This is a genomic window from Serratia sp. BW106 (genome assembly GCF_002607755.1).
Taxonomy (GTDB): Bacteria; Pseudomonadota; Gammaproteobacteria; order Enterobacterales; family Enterobacteriaceae; genus Serratia; species Serratia proteamaculans.
Genome location: NZ_MCGS01000023.1, coordinates 200,150 through 216,022 on the forward strand (window position 1 = coordinate 200,150; position 15,873 = coordinate 216,022).

Genomic DNA, 15,873 nt, shown 5'->3' on the forward strand with positions numbered 1-15,873 from the left:
CGGCTACTGGACCTTTTCCTGATGGCTGGGGTAAGCAAAGGCGTAGTACCCGGCATCGGTGGCGGTTTTCTTCACCATGCCGTTGAGGATCACCCCTTTAATGGTCACCCCGTTCTGCTCGAAGCGGCGGATACTGGTCTCAATCTGCCTGACGGTGTTGACCTCAAAGCGCACCACCATCAGTGCGGTCCCGGCATGATGGCCCACGATGGCGGCGTCGGTCACCGCCAGCACCGGCGGCGTGTCGATCAGCACCAGATCATAGTTCTGCCCCGCCCAACGCAGGAAGTCGGCAAAGCGCTGGTGCATCAGCAGTTCAGACGGATTCGGTGGCACCTGACCGCGTGGCACGAAGTCCAGATTGGCAATGTCGGTTTTCTTCACCGCCTGGTCTGGGGCGATCAACCCCGACAGCATGTCTGAAAGACCGCCCTTGGCGCTGTTGTTCAACCAGCGGTGCAAAAAGCCTTTGCGCATGTCGGCGTCGATCAACAACACCCGTTGACCGGCCTGGGCGATCACCACCGCCAGGTTGGTGCTGGTAAAGCTTTTACCGCTGGCGGGACTGGCGCCGGAGACCATCAGAATGTTGTTTTTGGCCTCCATCATGGCAAAGTGCAAACTGGTGCGCAGACTGCGGATCGCCTCAACCGACAAGTCCTCCGGTTCCTCTTGCGCCAGGATCGGCAGTTTGCCGCTGCTGCTTTTGGTCAACAATTGCTGCTGAGTACGATTACGCTTTTGCTGCCAGGGGGATAACGGCACCGTGGCGTACACGCTGATGCCGCGCTTTTCCAGCGTATCGGTGTCACTGATGCCACGGTGAAGCGCGGCACGCAACACCACCACCGAGGCTGACAGCACGCCGCCCATCAACAGAGCGAAGAAAACGATCATCATTTTTTGCGGCTGAACGGGGCGCAGACCGGTTTCCGCCTCATCGATAATACGGATGTTGCCCACCGTGCCGGCCTTGCTGATGCTTAATTCCTGCTGCTTGTTCATCAGTTGCATGTAGACCTGCTGATCCACCTGCACGTCACGGGTCAAACGCAGAATTTCCTGCTGGGTTTTTGGCAAGCTCTGTACCTGCTTGCCCAACCGCGCCTTTTCCGCTTCCAGCGTGGCGCGCTTTTCCAACAGTGCCCGGTAAGCCGGATGTACGCGGGTATAAAGCTTGGAGATTTCCGCCTCTTTGAAGGTCAGCTCATTCAACTGGCCTTCCAACTGCACCTGAGTATCCAGCACCGATTTGGCTTCCAGTGACAAATCCACCGAATCGTTCTGCTGACGGAACTGGTTAAGCTGATTCTCGGCGTTATTAAGCGAACTCTGGGTACGCGGCAACTGTTCGTGCAGGAAAGCCAGCATGCGCTGTGCCTCCTCGGTTTTGCGATCCACGTTTTGCTGCAGGTAGTTATCGGTGATGCTCTTAAGCACCGCCTCCGCACGCTGCGGATCCTCCCCCGCCAGGCTGAAGGTCATGATGCCGCTTTCCTTGCCACCGGGAGCGACATCCAGCATGTTGCGCAGATCGTCCACCGCTTTCTGACGTGGCACATTAACCACGCTGAAGGTGGTCCCCGGCAAGGCTTCGAGCGCGGTCACATTGATTGCCCAGCCGCCCTGCTGCAATACCTGCCCAACGCTGCCACTGAACAGGGTTTTACCGTCATGGCTCAGGCTATAGCGCTGTTGATCTTCCGCCGTCAGGGTCAATTCCTGGCCCTGCATGATGGCCGGGACCTTCATGCCGGAGATATTCAGTACCGGGGGCGTTTCGCCGCTCAGGCGAGCAATGCCCTTGCCGAACAGCGGGAAGTAATCCGGGCTGATTCGCACCGTCAGGCCAAGGTCGTCGACGGTTTTGCCAATCACGTAGCGCGATTTTGCCAGCGAAACCTCGTCCTGGGTCGCCGAGTTTTGCCCGATGGATCCGCCAATCGAACTGTCCAGCGTTTCACGCAGCAACGAGTCACCCGAAAGCTGTTTTTCCACCTGCACCAGTGCGGTAGCCTGATAGATTGGCGTTGCCATCAACGCATAAGCGCAGCCGAGAATGCCGGCCACGCCGGTCACCAGCAGAATGCGCCAGCGGTTGTCCCACAGCGGGCCAATCAGTCGCTCCCACTCCAGTTTGTCGTCCTGCTCAGCCATCACAATCGGCAATGCATTGTTCTTCATCATCGGTTTTCCTTTAGTCACCGTTACGGGTTTACCAGTTACGTACCCGCAACGTGGCCTCGCTGAGGTCGTTAAAGCTGGAAATGGTCGGTGCCAACTGGCTGATCAAACGGTTCCAGCGCGCGATCGGCGCCGCAGTGACGTACACCACATCGTAAGGTTCCAACTGGAATTCGGTGCCCATCGCCAACGCGGAGGCATCAGACAGGTCGAACTGATAGAGCGACGCCAGCCGCTGTGGCTGTTTGCCGCCGTTCGGGCGGATCACGAACACGCCGGTCGCGTCGGCGACCGTTTGGCTGATCCCTTCGGAGCTGCCCAACGCCTCGGTCAATGTCATCCCGCTGCGATCCATTTTCAGCGTCGACTGCTTGCCGACCTCACCCATAACGAACACTTTCAGTTCGTCGTTGCGCGGCACATACAGGATGTCGCCCGGCTCCAGCAGGTGGTTTTGGCTGATATCGCCACGTTGCATCAGTGCCTGCAGGGAAATCGGCTGCTCTTTACCCTGATGCGTCAACACCACGTTGCGCCAGTCGGCGTTGTCCGTCAGGCCGCCGGCGGCATTAACCGCATCAAGAATGGTCAGCGGCACGTTGGTCACGGCCTGCTGCCCTGAAGTTTTCACTTCACCGGTCACATAGACTTTTTGCGAGCGGAAGGCGGCGATGCTGACATCCACCTGCGGACTTTCCACATAGGTGGCCAGTCGACCGGCAATCTGGTTACGCACTTCGCTGACGGTTTTTCCCACCACCTTCACCCGACCGATATACGGATAGAAGATTGAGCCGTCGGCATGTACCCAGTTGCCGGTGTCGCTGGCGCTGCGGTATTGTCCGGCCGGCGTGGTCAGTTCGGGATGATCCCAGACGGTGACGTTAAGCACATCGCCGACACCGATGCGGTACTGATAGCTTTGCAGACGCTGGTCCAGTGCCAGGTTTGGTCGCGCTACCGGCTCAACCCGACGCATTTTTTGCAGCAGCATCGGCGTAACGCGGTACACCTGGACCTGTTTATTCAAATCAAAGTCTTCGTCCGGTTGAGTCACTGTCTCTTTGCCATGGGTCGGCAGATGTGAACCCGGAAAGGCAGTGCAACCACTAAGCAAAACGCTGGACAGCACCAGTGGCATCAAATGAGGCAAATGAAGGTTCATAACGGTACCGTGAGAAAACGGGCCGCCGTTGCGGCCCGTTGGAGGATTAACGATCGGCGGTAGGGTTATCGGTAAAGATCCTTGCCTGACGAGGTTCGTGCAGCAGGGCAAAATAACCGAAGAAGCAAAATACGAAAGCCAACAGCATCAGGTGGTCCGGCAACTGCAACACTTCGCTACAGATGCCCACGCAGGCCAAAGTGACCGCCAACATGCAGCTCATGGCCAGCGCCTGGCGTGCATTGAGGCCACGACGCATCAGAATGTGATGCAGGTGATCGCGCCCGGCCTTGAACGGGCTCTGGCGACGCAACAAACGCCGTACCATCACTGTCACCATATCCATCAGCGGGATGGCGATTAACCACAGTGCGGTCACCGGTCGTATTATTGCGTCGTCTCCCTGAGTAGCGACAATCAACAACCACAGCACGCTGAAGCCAATAACCATGCTGCCGGCATCACCCATGAAAATCTTGTTACGCGCACCGAACACGCTGAGGTTAAACAACAGATACGCCGCCAGAGCCGCTATCAGGCTCAGACACCACAACGCCTGCGCGTCATGCCCGGCCAGACCGAACAGGATGGCCAATGCCATAAAAGTGACACAGGACAGCGCGCCGAGCTGGCCGTCGATACCGTCAACCATGTTATAAGCGTTGATCGCCCCCCATACCGCCAGCGGCGTAATCAGCAAGGCGGCATAACCCAGCAGTAACTCCTGGTGACCCCACAGATGCCCGAAGGAAGTAAGTTGCATCCCTGTTGCCAGCATCATCGCCAGCGCAATCCCTCCCTGCACAATGACGCGCGGCGCCACCGGCAGATCAAAACGGTCATCAAGCACTCCCAGCATCACCAACGCCGTGACGCACAACAAATAGGTAGTGCTGTGCGGCAGCCAGTCCGGTTGCCAGAAGGTCACCAGCGTCATGATCAGGTAAATGGCAATGCCGCCGACCAGCGGAACGTGTCCCTGATGACGCTTACGCGCATTGGGTTTATCCACTAATCCCACCGCTAACGCAGCACGCCGGGCAATAACCACCAGCATCAGCGCCAAAATAAATATCACACTCAGTTGATATAACATGATCCCTCCAGCGAATAAGCACGCTACCGCCCTTGAGTTACAGCTCCCAATGCGCTATTAACAGAAATAAAATTGACAGTGCCAGGATATAAGTCAGCATGAGTTAATCCTGTTAAATACAGATTTATCCGCTTGTCAGCGGTGAAAAATAAACAACCCTGATCTTAGAGAAAGTTATCTCTAGGAAAACTCGTGTTTAATTGTTCTTTCGATTGCCGAATCAAGTTCAACCGGCGCCACGAAATCACTTTGTACATTGCTTTTAAATTGTGTTCTGGCGCAGAATTTTTGCACCCGTATGCGGCTAATAGGGAATTTACGGCGACTTATTTTACTCACCAAATCCAATGCCGTTGCGCCACAGAGACCAAATAAATAGGGAATGCGAATAGTCTTATTACTTTTTCCTAATGAAGAAGAAATAACATCGACCAGTTGATTCATGGTGAAGTCAGGTTTATCAACATAATTACTGACCTGATAAGTTGCCTGCTGATCCAGCGCGTGCTCCAGTCTGGCGGCAATATTTTCCACGTAAGCCATGGACTTCATATTATTGCCGCTGCCAATCATCACAAAACGACCGCTGGCGATTTGCCGGAACAGGTTATAGACGTTGCCACGATTATTTTCACCAAACACTACCGTCGGGCGGATGATGGTTAATTTGTTGCTGCCCTCGGCTTTGCGCCAGGCTTCGTAGACATACTCGGCCTCCAGCTTGGATTTGCCGTAATGGTTAAAGGGTTCGAAAAGCCCTTCTTCACCGGTTTCCTGGGTCACGAAACCGTAGACCGCCACCGATGAGGTAAAGATGATTTGCTTGATATTCAATGCCGAGGCCGTCATGCAAACATTGCGCGCGCCTTCAACGTTAACCTGATAATACAGTGAGACAGGATCGACATTATCCTGATGCTCGGCCGCAAGATTAATCACGGCGTCACAATCCGCCAGTGACTGCCGCAGGGTCTCGGGCTGGGTTACATCGCCAAATTGATAAAGCTCAGGAAAATGCTCACTTGGCTTTTTATCCACGATGGTCAACACCAGGTCGTTACGCGCACTCAGACGTTTAACCAAACGCGTCCCGATAAAGCCGGAACCCCCGATGATAGCTACTTTACGCTTATCCATAATTTGTCACTCAACCCGGTTACCCATTATTCCCTACCGCACCATTGAGGCAGGACGCTAATTGGCGTTAGAACATGGAAACCAGACTGGACAAAACAGACCGAGCTTTCAAATAACAAATAATGAAATAAAAATATTGGCCGAATGTAAAATTATCGATAAAGGTGAAATATTATCTTGTGCTAATTTTTAACATCGTAAGCAACCTGATATTCCATGGTTTTATTCGGTAGTATAAGATTAATCTTACCCGTTCCCTGCGCATCTGAAGTTTCGTATTTCACTGGCTGTTTCAACTTTCCCTGTTTGGGATCGACACACTCTATGGTCGCTTGGTCCAGGCTTTCACCCTGATACAGACAAAGCAAGGTTTGTGGCCCGTTGCTCCGGGAGTTGTTCAGCGTCAGGGTAAGTACCACGCGGGTATTGTTTTGAATATCATTGATAATGGGTGGGCGAGTTTGATTCCCCAGCACATATGAGAAATGTGAAATTATCAGCAAAGACACGAATACCGACAGATATTTTACAACTCTGACGGCAGGAACTGAGAAAAAACCTGCCGGCATCGGAATTTTTTTTCTTATTGACGTATTTTTAAGCGTTCCTGACGTGACAGACGGAGTAACTGGAGCCATATCCCTCTCGGGTTGCTCTATTTCTTCAGTAAGAATTTCATCATCTTTATTGTCATTTTCAGAAAGTTCCGCTTGAATATCTTTATTAGCATCTTCTTCAGCATTCCATATTTCGTCAGCGACGTATTCATCTTCTTCAGAAATAAAGTGAAAAACAGCCTTATTCTCAACCTTATAACCCAGGCGAGGAATAGTTCTGATAAGTGTATGCTCTGTATCACCGATTTTTTGGCGAATTGATTTAATTGTTTGATTTATCGTTGAATCTGAACAATAAGTTCCTTTCCATATGTTTTCTATAATTTCCGTACGACTAACCAGCTCAGGTGATCTGGCGACAAGAAGTGAAAGTATCTGATACTCCTTCCAACGTAGACGAAACTTTTCCCTGGACGGTGTCAGAACATCTAGATTCCTAATCTTTATTCTTTTATCAAGATTCACTTTTAATTTCCTTAGCGTGCCTGTCCTGCACACTTTGTATAGAAATATGAAAAAATGTTCAAGAAATTAAATGTAAACTCAACAGGTTGCATTCAATAGATATTAACTTTTATAAAAATTCGCTGATTTCATTTTTTACATTACCTCTCAAATGGAGGTTCTGATTCTTTGAATGTCTCTATTTCCCTGTTGGCATCATGGTTTCTTATCATGTTTACCGGCAATAAAATACAGCCAAATTGCTGTTTTAAAACACAAAATACAAATATGTTATAATATTGTTATTTAAGTGAAATTGTGAAATTTCATACTCACCACCAAGGACACCCTCTGTTTTTCCGTCTAATCCGATTGCCAGATAGCCTACAAAAAGCCTGCAAAAACAGAATGAGAGTTATCTGATTTAATCCTTCGCAGAACACCCGGTTAAAATATAGCACCAAATACAAAGGCCTATTGCCGTCCTGATGAGATGAATCTCTAATAACAAAAAAAAAACCAAAATTCATTACCGCACCATACGTCATACACAGTGCTTTATTTTCGTAAGGAATTCGACTGGATAATGAAAAAATAACGCACAGAAAAAAATCCAGTCATCAACAGTGAAAACTCACGGTTTGAGAGAGATACCTATAAACAAAGGGAAAAACAGTACGCGATAATAAGAATATTACCTAAAGAGGTGGGAATTTCACTGAGGGATTAAAATTTCATCGGGGACAAAGAGAAATGAGTCCCTCCCCTGTTGGGGAGGAACCGGTGCTACTCGAAGGTTTTACTGTTTCTTGCGGCCATAAACTACCCAGGTGACCACCACACACAGCACGTAGAACACCAGGAAGATTTTCATCGCTCCCGCCGGTGAGCCGGTCAAGGCCAGAGAGGTGCCAAAGGCTTTCGGAATAAAGAAGCCGCCGGCAGCACCAATTGCCGAGATAAAGCCCAGGGCTGCCGCAGAGTCGGTCACCGCTTCGCGCTGAGCGCTTTCGTCACTGCCCCCGCTGGCCTTAACCCGGTCAACGGTGATTTTACGAAAGATCACGGCAATCATCTGGAAGGTAGAACCGCTGCCTAACCCGGCAGTGAGGAACAGCAGCATAAAGACGCTATAAAACGCAATAAACGACCCTGTATGCCCCGCCCCCGGTAAAGTCAGGAACAGCAAGGCAGCGAACACCGCCATCAGCACAAAGTTAATCAGCGTAACGCGAATGCCGCCAAAGCGATCGGACAGTGCGCCGCCCACCGGCCGTGCCAGAGCGCCAAGGAACGGGCCGAAGAAGGCATAATGCAGGATCACCACGTCCGGGAACTGGGTTTTAGACAACATGGCGAAACCGGCGGAAAAACCGATAAAGGAACCAAAGGTGGCGAGATACAGCAGGCTTAGCACCCACAGGTGACAGCGTTTGAGTACCGGCAGTTGCTGACGCAGCGACGCTTTGGAGGCCGCCAGATCGTTCATGCCAAACCAGGCCGCAAACGTACCGACCAACAGGAACGGCACCCAGATCCATGCGGCGTTCTCCAGCCACAGTGAGCTGCCATCCGCCTGTGTCTGAGCGGTGCCACCAAAGGCACCAAAGATAGCGACAGAGATGGCCAGCGGAGCCACCAACTGCATCACGCTAACCCCCAGGTTGCCCAAACCGCCATTCAAACCCAGCGCGCCGCCCTGCCTGGCCTTCGGAAAGAAGAAGCTGATATTGGCCATGCTGGAAGCAAAGTTGGCACCGGCGAAGCCACACAGCAGGGAGATAATCACAAACACGCTATAAGGGGTAGTGTCGTCTTGTACCGCAAACCCCAACCACAGACAGGGTACCAACAGAAAGCAGGTACTGATGGCAGTCCAGCGACGGCCGCCGAACAGCGGGATCACAAAGGAATAAGGCACGCGCAGGATAGCGCCAGAAACGGAAGGTAATGCAGTAAGCAGGAACAGCTGATCGGTGGTGAAATTGAAGCCAACCTTATTCAAATTGACCGCGACCGCGCTAAATAACATCCAGACGCAGAAAGCCAATAACAGACAAGGAATGGAAATCCACAGGTTGCGGTTGGCAATGCGTTGGCCACGCTGTTGCCAGAATGCGGCATCCTCAGGTTGCCAGTCCTGAATAACCGCGCCTGTTTGTTTTGATAATGACGTTGCAGATTGCGACATAAAAACCTCAGACACAGGATGATAACTCCGCCCACCCTAGGCGGCGCACCCCATGGCAAAGTTGATGTAAATCAACCCGGATGCAGGTAGCCAACGGCCGAAAAAGGCTCGCCATCCCTTTGTGAGTAACCCGAGGATTCTTATAAAAGCAAAATAAATCAATCGATTGAAAAATACGCCATGCCTCAGCAACTCGCCAACATCGCGGCGTGGAAACTAGGGGGTACTTCGTTAGAGGTATGGGGTTATGCCCCGGTATGATAAAAAATGGCGCTGAATTGTTGCCACACCGGCTGGTGCCACCTGCTTTTGTCCTCTGGTTACCCGCCGTTGTCTTGCTCTGCGCCGGGGATCCCAAATTTATGAAACGCCTGTTGGCTCCGCTTTCCATCGTTAATCAGGTGGCCGTATTGATGTTGCTGTTGGGCATTCTTGGCGTGGCCGGCATGAGTATTTCCGCCTGGATGTCACAAAGTATTCAAGGTAACGCGCATGCCATCAACAAAGCCGGGTCGCTGCGGATGCAAAGTTACCGCCTGCTGGCGCAGGTGCCGTTGGATGTCCACAGCGAAGCATTGATCCGCGAGTTGGATCAGGATGCCAACAGCCCTGATCTGCAACACTCGGTGACGCAAGAGCAACTGACCGAACAATTTCAGGCACTGTACCGCTACTGGCAATCGACTTTGTTGCCAAGGTTGCGCGAAGCCCAGCAACCGGCTGACGCCGCGCCGCAGGTGGCACATTTCGTTTCCCAGTTGGATACCCTGGTCTCCGATATCGACCACCATACCGAACGCCGACTGCTGACGGTAACACTGGTGCAGGGGGTGTTTATCGCACTGACGCTGCTGCTGTTGGTGGGCACCATTTGTTATCTGCGCCGGCGCCTGCTGCATCCCTGGCGGCAATTGGTGGCGATGGCACTGTCGGCGGGCCGCGGCGATTTCAGTCGCCGTTTTGCCCAGCGTGGGCATCAGGATGAAATGGCCTCGCTCGGCGGCGCATTAAACACCATGTCCGACGAACTTGCCGCCATGTACAGCGGGCTGGAGCAACGGGTGGCGGAAAAAACCGCCGACCTGCAGCAAAAGAATCAGGTGCTGAGCTTTTTATATCGCGCCAGTCGTCAGTTGCATGCCAATGAACCTTTGTGCAGCCGCCTGACGCCAATACTCAATCAGTTGCAAACCCTGACGCCGCTGCGTGCCATCCAGGTGCGCCTGTACGAAAACAACAGTCAGGAGCAGTTTGTGCAACTGAGCGGCAACCAGCCGCTGCGGCCGGAGTATTGCAATAATCCGGTGTGCAGCGCCTGCCTGAACGACGAGGGCCAACAACAGGCCGATCACCCTTCTTTGAGCTGGAGTCTGAGCGACAAGCTGGGTGATTACGGGGTGATCGTCGCGCAACATGCGCCACAGCAGCCGCTGAATGACGATCATCAACAACTGATGAGTACCCTGGTCGAACAGTTGACCAGCGTGCTGGCGATTGAACGCCAGGTCGATCATCAACAACAGTTGATGTTGATGGAGGAACGGGCAGCAATAGCGCGCGAGCTGCATGACTCCATCGCTCAGTCGCTGTCGTGCCTGAAGATGCAAACCAGTTGCCTGCAAATGCAGGGTGCCGAGCTGTCGCCCGCCAACCTGGCGCTGGTGCAACAGATGCGTGAAGAGCTGAACATTGCCTACCGCCAGCTACGGGAGCTGTTGACCACCTTCCGCCTGCGGTTGACGGAGCCGGGGCTACTGGCGGCGCTACAATCGACGGTGCAGGAGTTTAGCCAACGGCTCGGGATCACCATCAACCTAGACTACCAGTTGACGCCGCGTACGGTCCCCGCTTATCAGGCCATCCACCTGTTGCAGATCGCCCGTGAGGCGTTAAGCAACATCAACAAACATGCTCAGGCCAGTCAGGTGAGCATTCAGGTGGTCAATCAACGTGGCGAGGTCACCCTGAGCGTCTGCGATAACGGCTGCGGGTTGCCGGAAGAGACCGATCGTCCCGATCACTACGGCCTGATCATTATGCGCGATCGCGCCAAAAGCCTGCACGGCCGCTGCGAAATTTTACCCCGCAGCGGCGGCGGCACTGAAGTCCGGGTGGTATTTAAACCGGACAACCACGCCATCGACTAATGGGAGAAACCATGACCACCGAAACTGCCGCCACTATTTTACTGATTGACGACCACCCGATGCTGCGCAATGGCGTAAAACAGCTTATCGGCATGGACCCACGCCTGCAGGTGATTGCTGAAGCCGGTAACGGCGAACAGGGGGTCGCGTTGGCCGAAGAACACGATCCGGATCTGATCCTGCTCGATCTGAACATGCCTGGCATCAACGGGCTGGAGACGCTGGATCGCCTGCGCCAGACCGCCCTTTCCGGACGTATCGTGGTGTTTAGCGTGTCGAACCATGAAGATGATGTCGTCAGCGCGCTAAAACGCGGTGCCGATGGTTATCTGCTGAAAGATATGGAGCCCGAGGAGCTGCTGAAGGCACTGCATCAGGCAGCGGCCGGGCAGATGGTGTTAAGCGAGGCCCTGACGCCGATCCTGGCCGCCAGCCTGCGTGAGAACCGCCCCAGCACCGAACGCGATATCCAACAGCTCACACCGCGTGAGCGCGATATTCTCAAGCTGATCGCTCAAGGCCTGCCCAACAAGATGATTGCCCGCAAACTGACCATCACCGAAAGCACCGTCAAGGTGCACGTCAAACACCTGTTGAAAAAAATGAAGCTGAAATCACGCGTTGAGGCCGCCGTCTGGGTGCTGCAAGGGAAGAACGGTTAATCCGCCCCGTTCAACGGCCCGGTTTCAGCCGGGATGGGCGGTGTTTGCAGTGTTTTTGCCGGTGGCAACCCAGGATCAATGCTGGAAGACGCGGTCAGCGGCGGCGTCACCTGCAGCTGGATCCAGTTAGAGGTCACCAATTGCTGCTTGTCATCCTCCAGCGTCACCGACAGACGGTAGCTGTTGGCAGCGTCCGGCGAGTTATCCCACTGCGGCACAATCAAGCTCCAGCCGTGTGGATCGTTGCTGTTTTGCGACGGCGTCAAGCTCAGCGCCTGGGTATCGCCCTGCCAACTGACACGGGTGATTTTGTTGGTGGTTTTAATCTCCAGCACCAGCGGCAAGGTTTCCCCCGGTTGCAGGCGCCAGGGTGGCGTGGCCAGGAACACTTGCAGCGTTTTACGCTGTTTGAACGCCATCACCGGCACATTTTTCCGTTCAATATTGTCATAGCGGCTGCCGCGCAGCGACTTGGCCTGAGCGACATACTCCGGCGATATCTGCTTCACCAGCGGCACGCCAAGCCGATAACTTAACGCCAGCTCGACCTGATCCTGACTGACTCCGCCTTCCCCCATCTTGTGCAGTGCTTTCACCGTCACTAGCGGGACCGGGGTATAATTCACCCCCAGTTGCATGGCACGCGGATCATTTTGCTTTTTGCCGGAGCCAAACAGATCGACGTTTTCTCCCCAGTACTGTTCATAGCTGAGCGAGCCGCCAATCTGACGGTAAAACGGCAGGTAGCCCTGAGTGGTGATGTCATAGCCGCTCGCCGGACGGCTGAGGAATTGAGCGTTATCGGCCTGTTGTGCCAAAGCCGATAACGGATAGTAGTAGTTGGCGGAAAAACGCAGGAAATCCCCCCAGGCTTCGGCCCCCAGACTGGCGCGCTGGTGATGGCGTTCAAAGTCGCTGTCGAGCACGGTGTTATATCCCAGCAGCCAATCACCGGCGACCCAGCGTTGGCCGAGGCCAACGTTGCCCAACGAGCCGTCCGTTTGTTGCAATAGCCCGAGTTGGCTGTAGGTCAGCAAACCGTTAACGTCATGCAGCGGGCTGAATAACTGGCCGCTGCTGCCGCTAAAATCCCCTTGGTCGGACATCACCAGCGACAGTTTGGCGTTACCCAGTGGCGAAAGCAGCTCCTGCGCCTGCTGTTGCAACACGTTGCCGGCTTGCCCCACCGCATAGCTCTCGGCCCGGGTGCGCACCTGCTGACCCGAGACGTTATTCAGGTTGCGTTCACCTAACTGTTTAGCCATGGTGGCCCACTCTTTCTCACGCTCGGCATCGTTCGACGCGCTGCCGCCCAGTTCGGGCAGCGTGTCGCCCGGTTGATGAGCCACAGATTCGGGTGCGGGTGGAGATTCGGCATAGGCGGGCAACGCGCCAACCAGCCACGCCAACCCCATCGCCGGTAAACAGGCGGCGGGTGAGAAGAACAAATCAACGACCTTTTTCAATCGGTAACGCGCTTTATCGATAACGTCTGTCATTACACCGTCGCCGCCCCTTCATCCAGAGGGTTGGCAAATAAACCTTTTTTGCTGCCATCACTCCAGACGGCAGACAACCCAAACTTTGCACAGTCTGCTACCCGGTATTTCACCCTAACGGGCGCCCGACGGCCAAACTGCATCATGAACCCTAAAGTCTAGTGGGTTCCTCATCAGAAACAATCAGATAAACCTCATTTGAGCAAGTGACAACGTCACATGAGACCCAATTATTTTAGTCGATGATGTGGCGACCAAGAGCACGCTGAAATCCCCGCCCCTGAATAGCAAAAATTCACTTAATTTCATCGCAAATTTTGCCGAAAAAAACCGCACATTAGCATTTATAAGAAAACTAATTAATTGATTATCCGTAGCAATTCGCAATTTCAGTGTATTTCATCTGGCATGAAACAACGCTTTGCGGCCCCCTGCGCAATATCGATAATCGGTGAGTCATGGGTTCCCCATGAAACCCGTTTTGCCGCTATTTTGAACGCTAATTTCAGCTCGGCAAGGACGCAATGTGTTCGATAACCTCCCACTCGATCTCTGGTATCGCGGCCTGTTTATCCCGGCCATGTTACTGCCGGCAGCGATCGCCCTGCGGCTGATGAATTCCCTGCCGCAAAGTCTGTCACAACACCCGCCGCCGGGGGCACGTACAGCCATGTTGATTGCCGTTGGTGCCGGATTGGCGGCCCTGCCTTTCACTATCCCACTGCTGCAACGGCTATTGTTGCTGCCGGTGGCGGCGATATTGTTGGCGCTGGCGCTCATCGACCGGCAACACCGGTTATTGCCGGATCGCCTGACGCAGCCGCTGCTCTGGGCCGGGCTATGGGTCAATCAGCAGGGTTGTTTTACTTCACTGACCGACGCCGTGACCGGGGCCAGCGTCGGTTATCTGTCGCTTTGGTTACTCAATGCGGCCTATCGCTATAAACGGAAAACGGACGGTATAGGTCAGGGCGACTTTAAGCTGTTGGCGGCACTGGGTGCCTGGACCGGTTGGGCCGCTCTGCCCGCGTTGCTCACCGGTGCCGCGGCAGCCGGACTGTGCACAACGGCAATGGCCTGTTTACTGCGCAAGTCCGGCAGGCAGGATACGCTGCCGTTTGGCCTTTATCTGGCGCTTTCCGGCTGGCTGGTTCTGTTGATGGCGGCCGATATTGGCATTTCACCCTTCAGCGAAGAAATCACGCTATTTCATCTAATTTCACCCTGACAGCCAGCTGTTTTCCGCTGTTATAGCCGGCTGTTGGCATAGCTGTTATGGCGAGCCGCCCCCGGCGCTACTATGATGGGTTTTATCAAACACAGGAGGTTGTATGGTCGGTCGTGGTTTATCTGCACTCGCGCTTAGCGCGGCTTTGGCTACCGGTTCGCTGTCTTTCGCGGCACAGGCCGCCGGCACCTTTACCCTCAGCTCATCGGCATTTCAGGATGGCGGCACGCTGGCACAGAAATATGCCGGAGCCGCACCGGGCAACGCCAGTTGCACCGGCAATAACGTTTCGCCACCGCTAAACTGGGCCAACCCACCGGCAGACACCAAAAGCTTCGCCCTGCTGCTGTCCGATCCCGAAGGCCGCGCAGGTCTGGGAGTCAGTCATCTGGTGGCCTATGGCATTCCTGCCAGCGCCAGCGGCTTCGCCGAGGGCGATCTCACCCAGGGCAAAGGCTTTATCGGTGGAAAAAACTCACCGGGTACCGCGGTTTATCATGGCCCCTGCCCACCGGCGGGTTCAGGGCAGCACCACTATACCTTTGTGTTGATCGCCACCGATCTGCCGCCGCATGCGCTCGGCCCGGGGCTCACCCGTGAACAGCTATTGGAGAAATTACAGGGCCATGCCAAGGGCGGTGCGGGCATTATCGGTCGCTTCGGCCAATAGCGACTCAGGCGGTCAACGCCTCTGTCGGCATCTCGGCGACAATAGCCGGCGCGCGGTACAGGCTGACCACCTCACCAATCACCAGCAGGCTGGGTGAAACCGGCCGCTGACGGGCAATTAACGTCGGTAATTCTGACAGGGTACCGGTCAATACCCGCTGCTGAGGCAATGTACCGCGTTCAATAATGGCCAACGGCGTCTGTGCGGCCATGCCATGGCGCATCAGTTGCGCGGCGATGGTTTCACTTAATGTCAGTCCCATATAAAACACCAGTGTCTGACCCGCAGTGACCAGGCCGTGCCAGTCCAGACTCACCTCACCGTTACGGCAATGGCCGGTGACAAAACGCACCGATTGAGCGTAATCGCGGTGGGTCAGCGGGATACCACTCGCTGCCGCACAACCGCTGGCGGCAGTGATCCCCGGAACCACATGACAGACCACGCCATGGCGCTGCAATTCAACCATCTCCTCCCCGCCGCGACCAAAAATAAACGGATCTCCCCCCTTCAGGCGTACCACTCGATTACCGGACAGGGCTAATTCGACCAGCAGGTGATCGATCTGCTTTTGCGACAACGTGTGGCAGCCCATGGACTTACCTACGTCGATGCGCAGCGCCTCCTGCGGCAGCAAGGCCATTACCGCCGGGGAAACCAGACGATCGAACACCACCACGTCCGCCTGGCGGATCACCCGTAATGCCTTTAACGTCAGCAACTCCGCATCCCCCGGCCCGGCGCCCACCAGCCACACTTCACCGTTGCGTACCGGCTGGCGATGATCGCCGGCCAACATCAGTTTCTCAATCGCGCTCATCTCACCACCTCTG

12 protein-coding genes are annotated in these 15,873 nt (G+C 54.4%); 4 read left to right on the top strand and 8 right to left on the bottom strand.

Annotation, left to right across the window (positions count from 1 at the left end):
* Positions 1 to 3: 3 nt before the first annotated feature.
* From BEI65_RS17110 to BEI65_RS17135, 6 genes are all read right to left on the bottom strand, one after another.
* Positions 4 to 2,187 carry a polysaccharide biosynthesis tyrosine autokinase gene (locus BEI65_RS17110; protein ID WP_099064358.1) on the bottom strand — a complete coding sequence of 728 codons (2,184 nt, stop codon included), beginning with the start codon at positions 2,185 to 2,187 and terminating at the stop codon, positions 4 to 6.
* A 28-nt stretch (positions 2,188 to 2,215) separates the two neighbouring features.
* The gene (locus BEI65_RS17115; RefSeq protein WP_099064359.1) at positions 2,216 to 3,349 is read right to left on the bottom strand and encodes a polysaccharide export protein; all 1,134 of its coding nucleotides are present in this window, start codon (positions 3,347 to 3,349) and stop codon (positions 2,216 to 2,218) included.
* A 46-nt stretch (positions 3,350 to 3,395) separates the two neighbouring features.
* Positions 3,396 to 4,445, bottom strand: coding sequence for a UDP-N-acetylglucosamine--undecaprenyl-phosphate N-acetylglucosaminephosphotransferase (gene wecA, locus BEI65_RS17120; protein WP_099064360.1), 1,050 nt, complete (start codon positions 4,443 to 4,445; stop codon positions 3,396 to 3,398).
* A 180-nt stretch (positions 4,446 to 4,625) separates the two neighbouring features.
* Entirely contained in the window at positions 4,626 to 5,582 is a 957-nt protein-coding gene (locus tag BEI65_RS17125) for an NAD(P)-dependent oxidoreductase (RefSeq protein ID WP_099064361.1), read from the bottom strand.
* 182 nt (positions 5,583 to 5,764) lie between these two features.
* A complete protein-coding gene (locus tag BEI65_RS17130) occupies positions 5,765 to 6,664 on the bottom strand; it encodes a transcriptional regulator (protein WP_099064362.1) in 900 nt (299 codons plus the stop codon).
* A 778-nt stretch (positions 6,665 to 7,442) separates the two neighbouring features.
* Entirely contained in the window at positions 7,443 to 8,834 is a 1,392-nt protein-coding gene (locus BEI65_RS17135) for a NarK family nitrate/nitrite MFS transporter (protein ID WP_099064363.1), read from the bottom strand.
* 362 nt (positions 8,835 to 9,196) lie between these two features.
* On the opposite strand from BEI65_RS17135, the gene narX reads away from it, so the two are divergent.
* Entirely contained in the window at positions 9,197 to 10,981 is a 1,785-nt protein-coding gene (gene narX, locus BEI65_RS17140) for a nitrate/nitrite two-component system sensor histidine kinase NarX (protein ID WP_099064407.1), read from the top strand.
* Positions 10,982 to 10,992: 11 nt separating this feature from the next.
* Positions 10,993 to 11,643 carry a two-component system response regulator NarL gene (narL, locus tag BEI65_RS17145; RefSeq protein ID WP_099064364.1) on the top strand — a complete coding sequence of 217 codons (651 nt, stop codon included), beginning with the start codon at positions 10,993 to 10,995 and terminating at the stop codon, positions 11,641 to 11,643.
* On the opposite strand, the gene BEI65_RS17150 is transcribed toward narL, so the two are convergent.
* Positions 11,640 to 13,142, bottom strand: coding sequence for a YchO/YchP family invasin (locus BEI65_RS17150; RefSeq protein ID WP_099064365.1), 1,503 nt, complete (start codon positions 13,140 to 13,142; stop codon positions 11,640 to 11,642). The genes narL and BEI65_RS17150 overlap by 4 nt on opposite strands.
* A gap of 526 nt (positions 13,143 to 13,668) precedes the next feature.
* On the opposite strand from BEI65_RS17150, the gene BEI65_RS17155 reads away from it, so the two are divergent.
* Complete coding sequence (locus BEI65_RS17155) at positions 13,669 to 14,370, top strand: A24 family peptidase (RefSeq protein ID WP_099064366.1); 702 nt, start codon at positions 13,669 to 13,671, stop codon at positions 14,368 to 14,370.
* Between the two features lie 103 nt (positions 14,371 to 14,473).
* On the top strand, positions 14,474 to 15,040 hold the full coding sequence (locus BEI65_RS17160; RefSeq protein ID WP_099064367.1) for a YbhB/YbcL family Raf kinase inhibitor-like protein: 567 nt from the start codon (positions 14,474 to 14,476) through the stop codon (positions 15,038 to 15,040).
* Positions 15,041 to 15,044: 4 nt separating this feature from the next.
* On the opposite strand, the gene cobA is transcribed toward BEI65_RS17160, so the two are convergent.
* Complete coding sequence (cobA, locus tag BEI65_RS17165; protein ID WP_099064368.1) at positions 15,045 to 15,860, bottom strand: uroporphyrinogen-III C-methyltransferase; 816 nt, start codon at positions 15,858 to 15,860, stop codon at positions 15,045 to 15,047.
* Positions 15,861 to 15,873: the final 13 nt, after the last annotated feature.

Coding starts and splice junctions, on each gene's coding strand:
- narL (WP_099064364.1), top strand. CDS start 10,993: ATGACCACCGAAACTGCCGCCACTATTTTACTGATTGACGACCACCCG.
- BEI65_RS17135 (WP_099064363.1), bottom strand. CDS start 8,834: ATGTCGCAATCTGCAACGTCATTATCAAAACAAACAGGCGCGGTTATT.
- BEI65_RS17115 (WP_099064359.1), bottom strand. CDS start 3,349: ATGAACCTTCATTTGCCTCATTTGATGCCACTGGTGCTGTCCAGCGTT.
- BEI65_RS17150 (WP_099064365.1), bottom strand. CDS start 13,142: ATGACAGACGTTATCGATAAAGCGCGTTACCGATTGAAAAAGGTCGTT.
- cobA (WP_099064368.1), bottom strand. CDS start 15,860: ATGAGCGCGATTGAGAAACTGATGTTGGCCGGCGATCATCGCCAGCCG.
- BEI65_RS17110 (WP_099064358.1), bottom strand. CDS start 2,187: ATGATGAAGAACAATGCATTGCCGATTGTGATGGCTGAGCAGGACGAC.
- narX (WP_099064407.1), top strand. CDS start 9,197: ATGAAACGCCTGTTGGCTCCGCTTTCCATCGTTAATCAGGTGGCCGTA.
- wecA (WP_099064360.1), bottom strand. CDS start 4,445: ATGTTATATCAACTGAGTGTGATATTTATTTTGGCGCTGATGCTGGTG.
- BEI65_RS17125 (WP_099064361.1), bottom strand. CDS start 5,582: ATGGATAAGCGTAAAGTAGCTATCATCGGGGGTTCCGGCTTTATCGGG.
- BEI65_RS17160 (WP_099064367.1), top strand. CDS start 14,474: ATGGTCGGTCGTGGTTTATCTGCACTCGCGCTTAGCGCGGCTTTGGCT.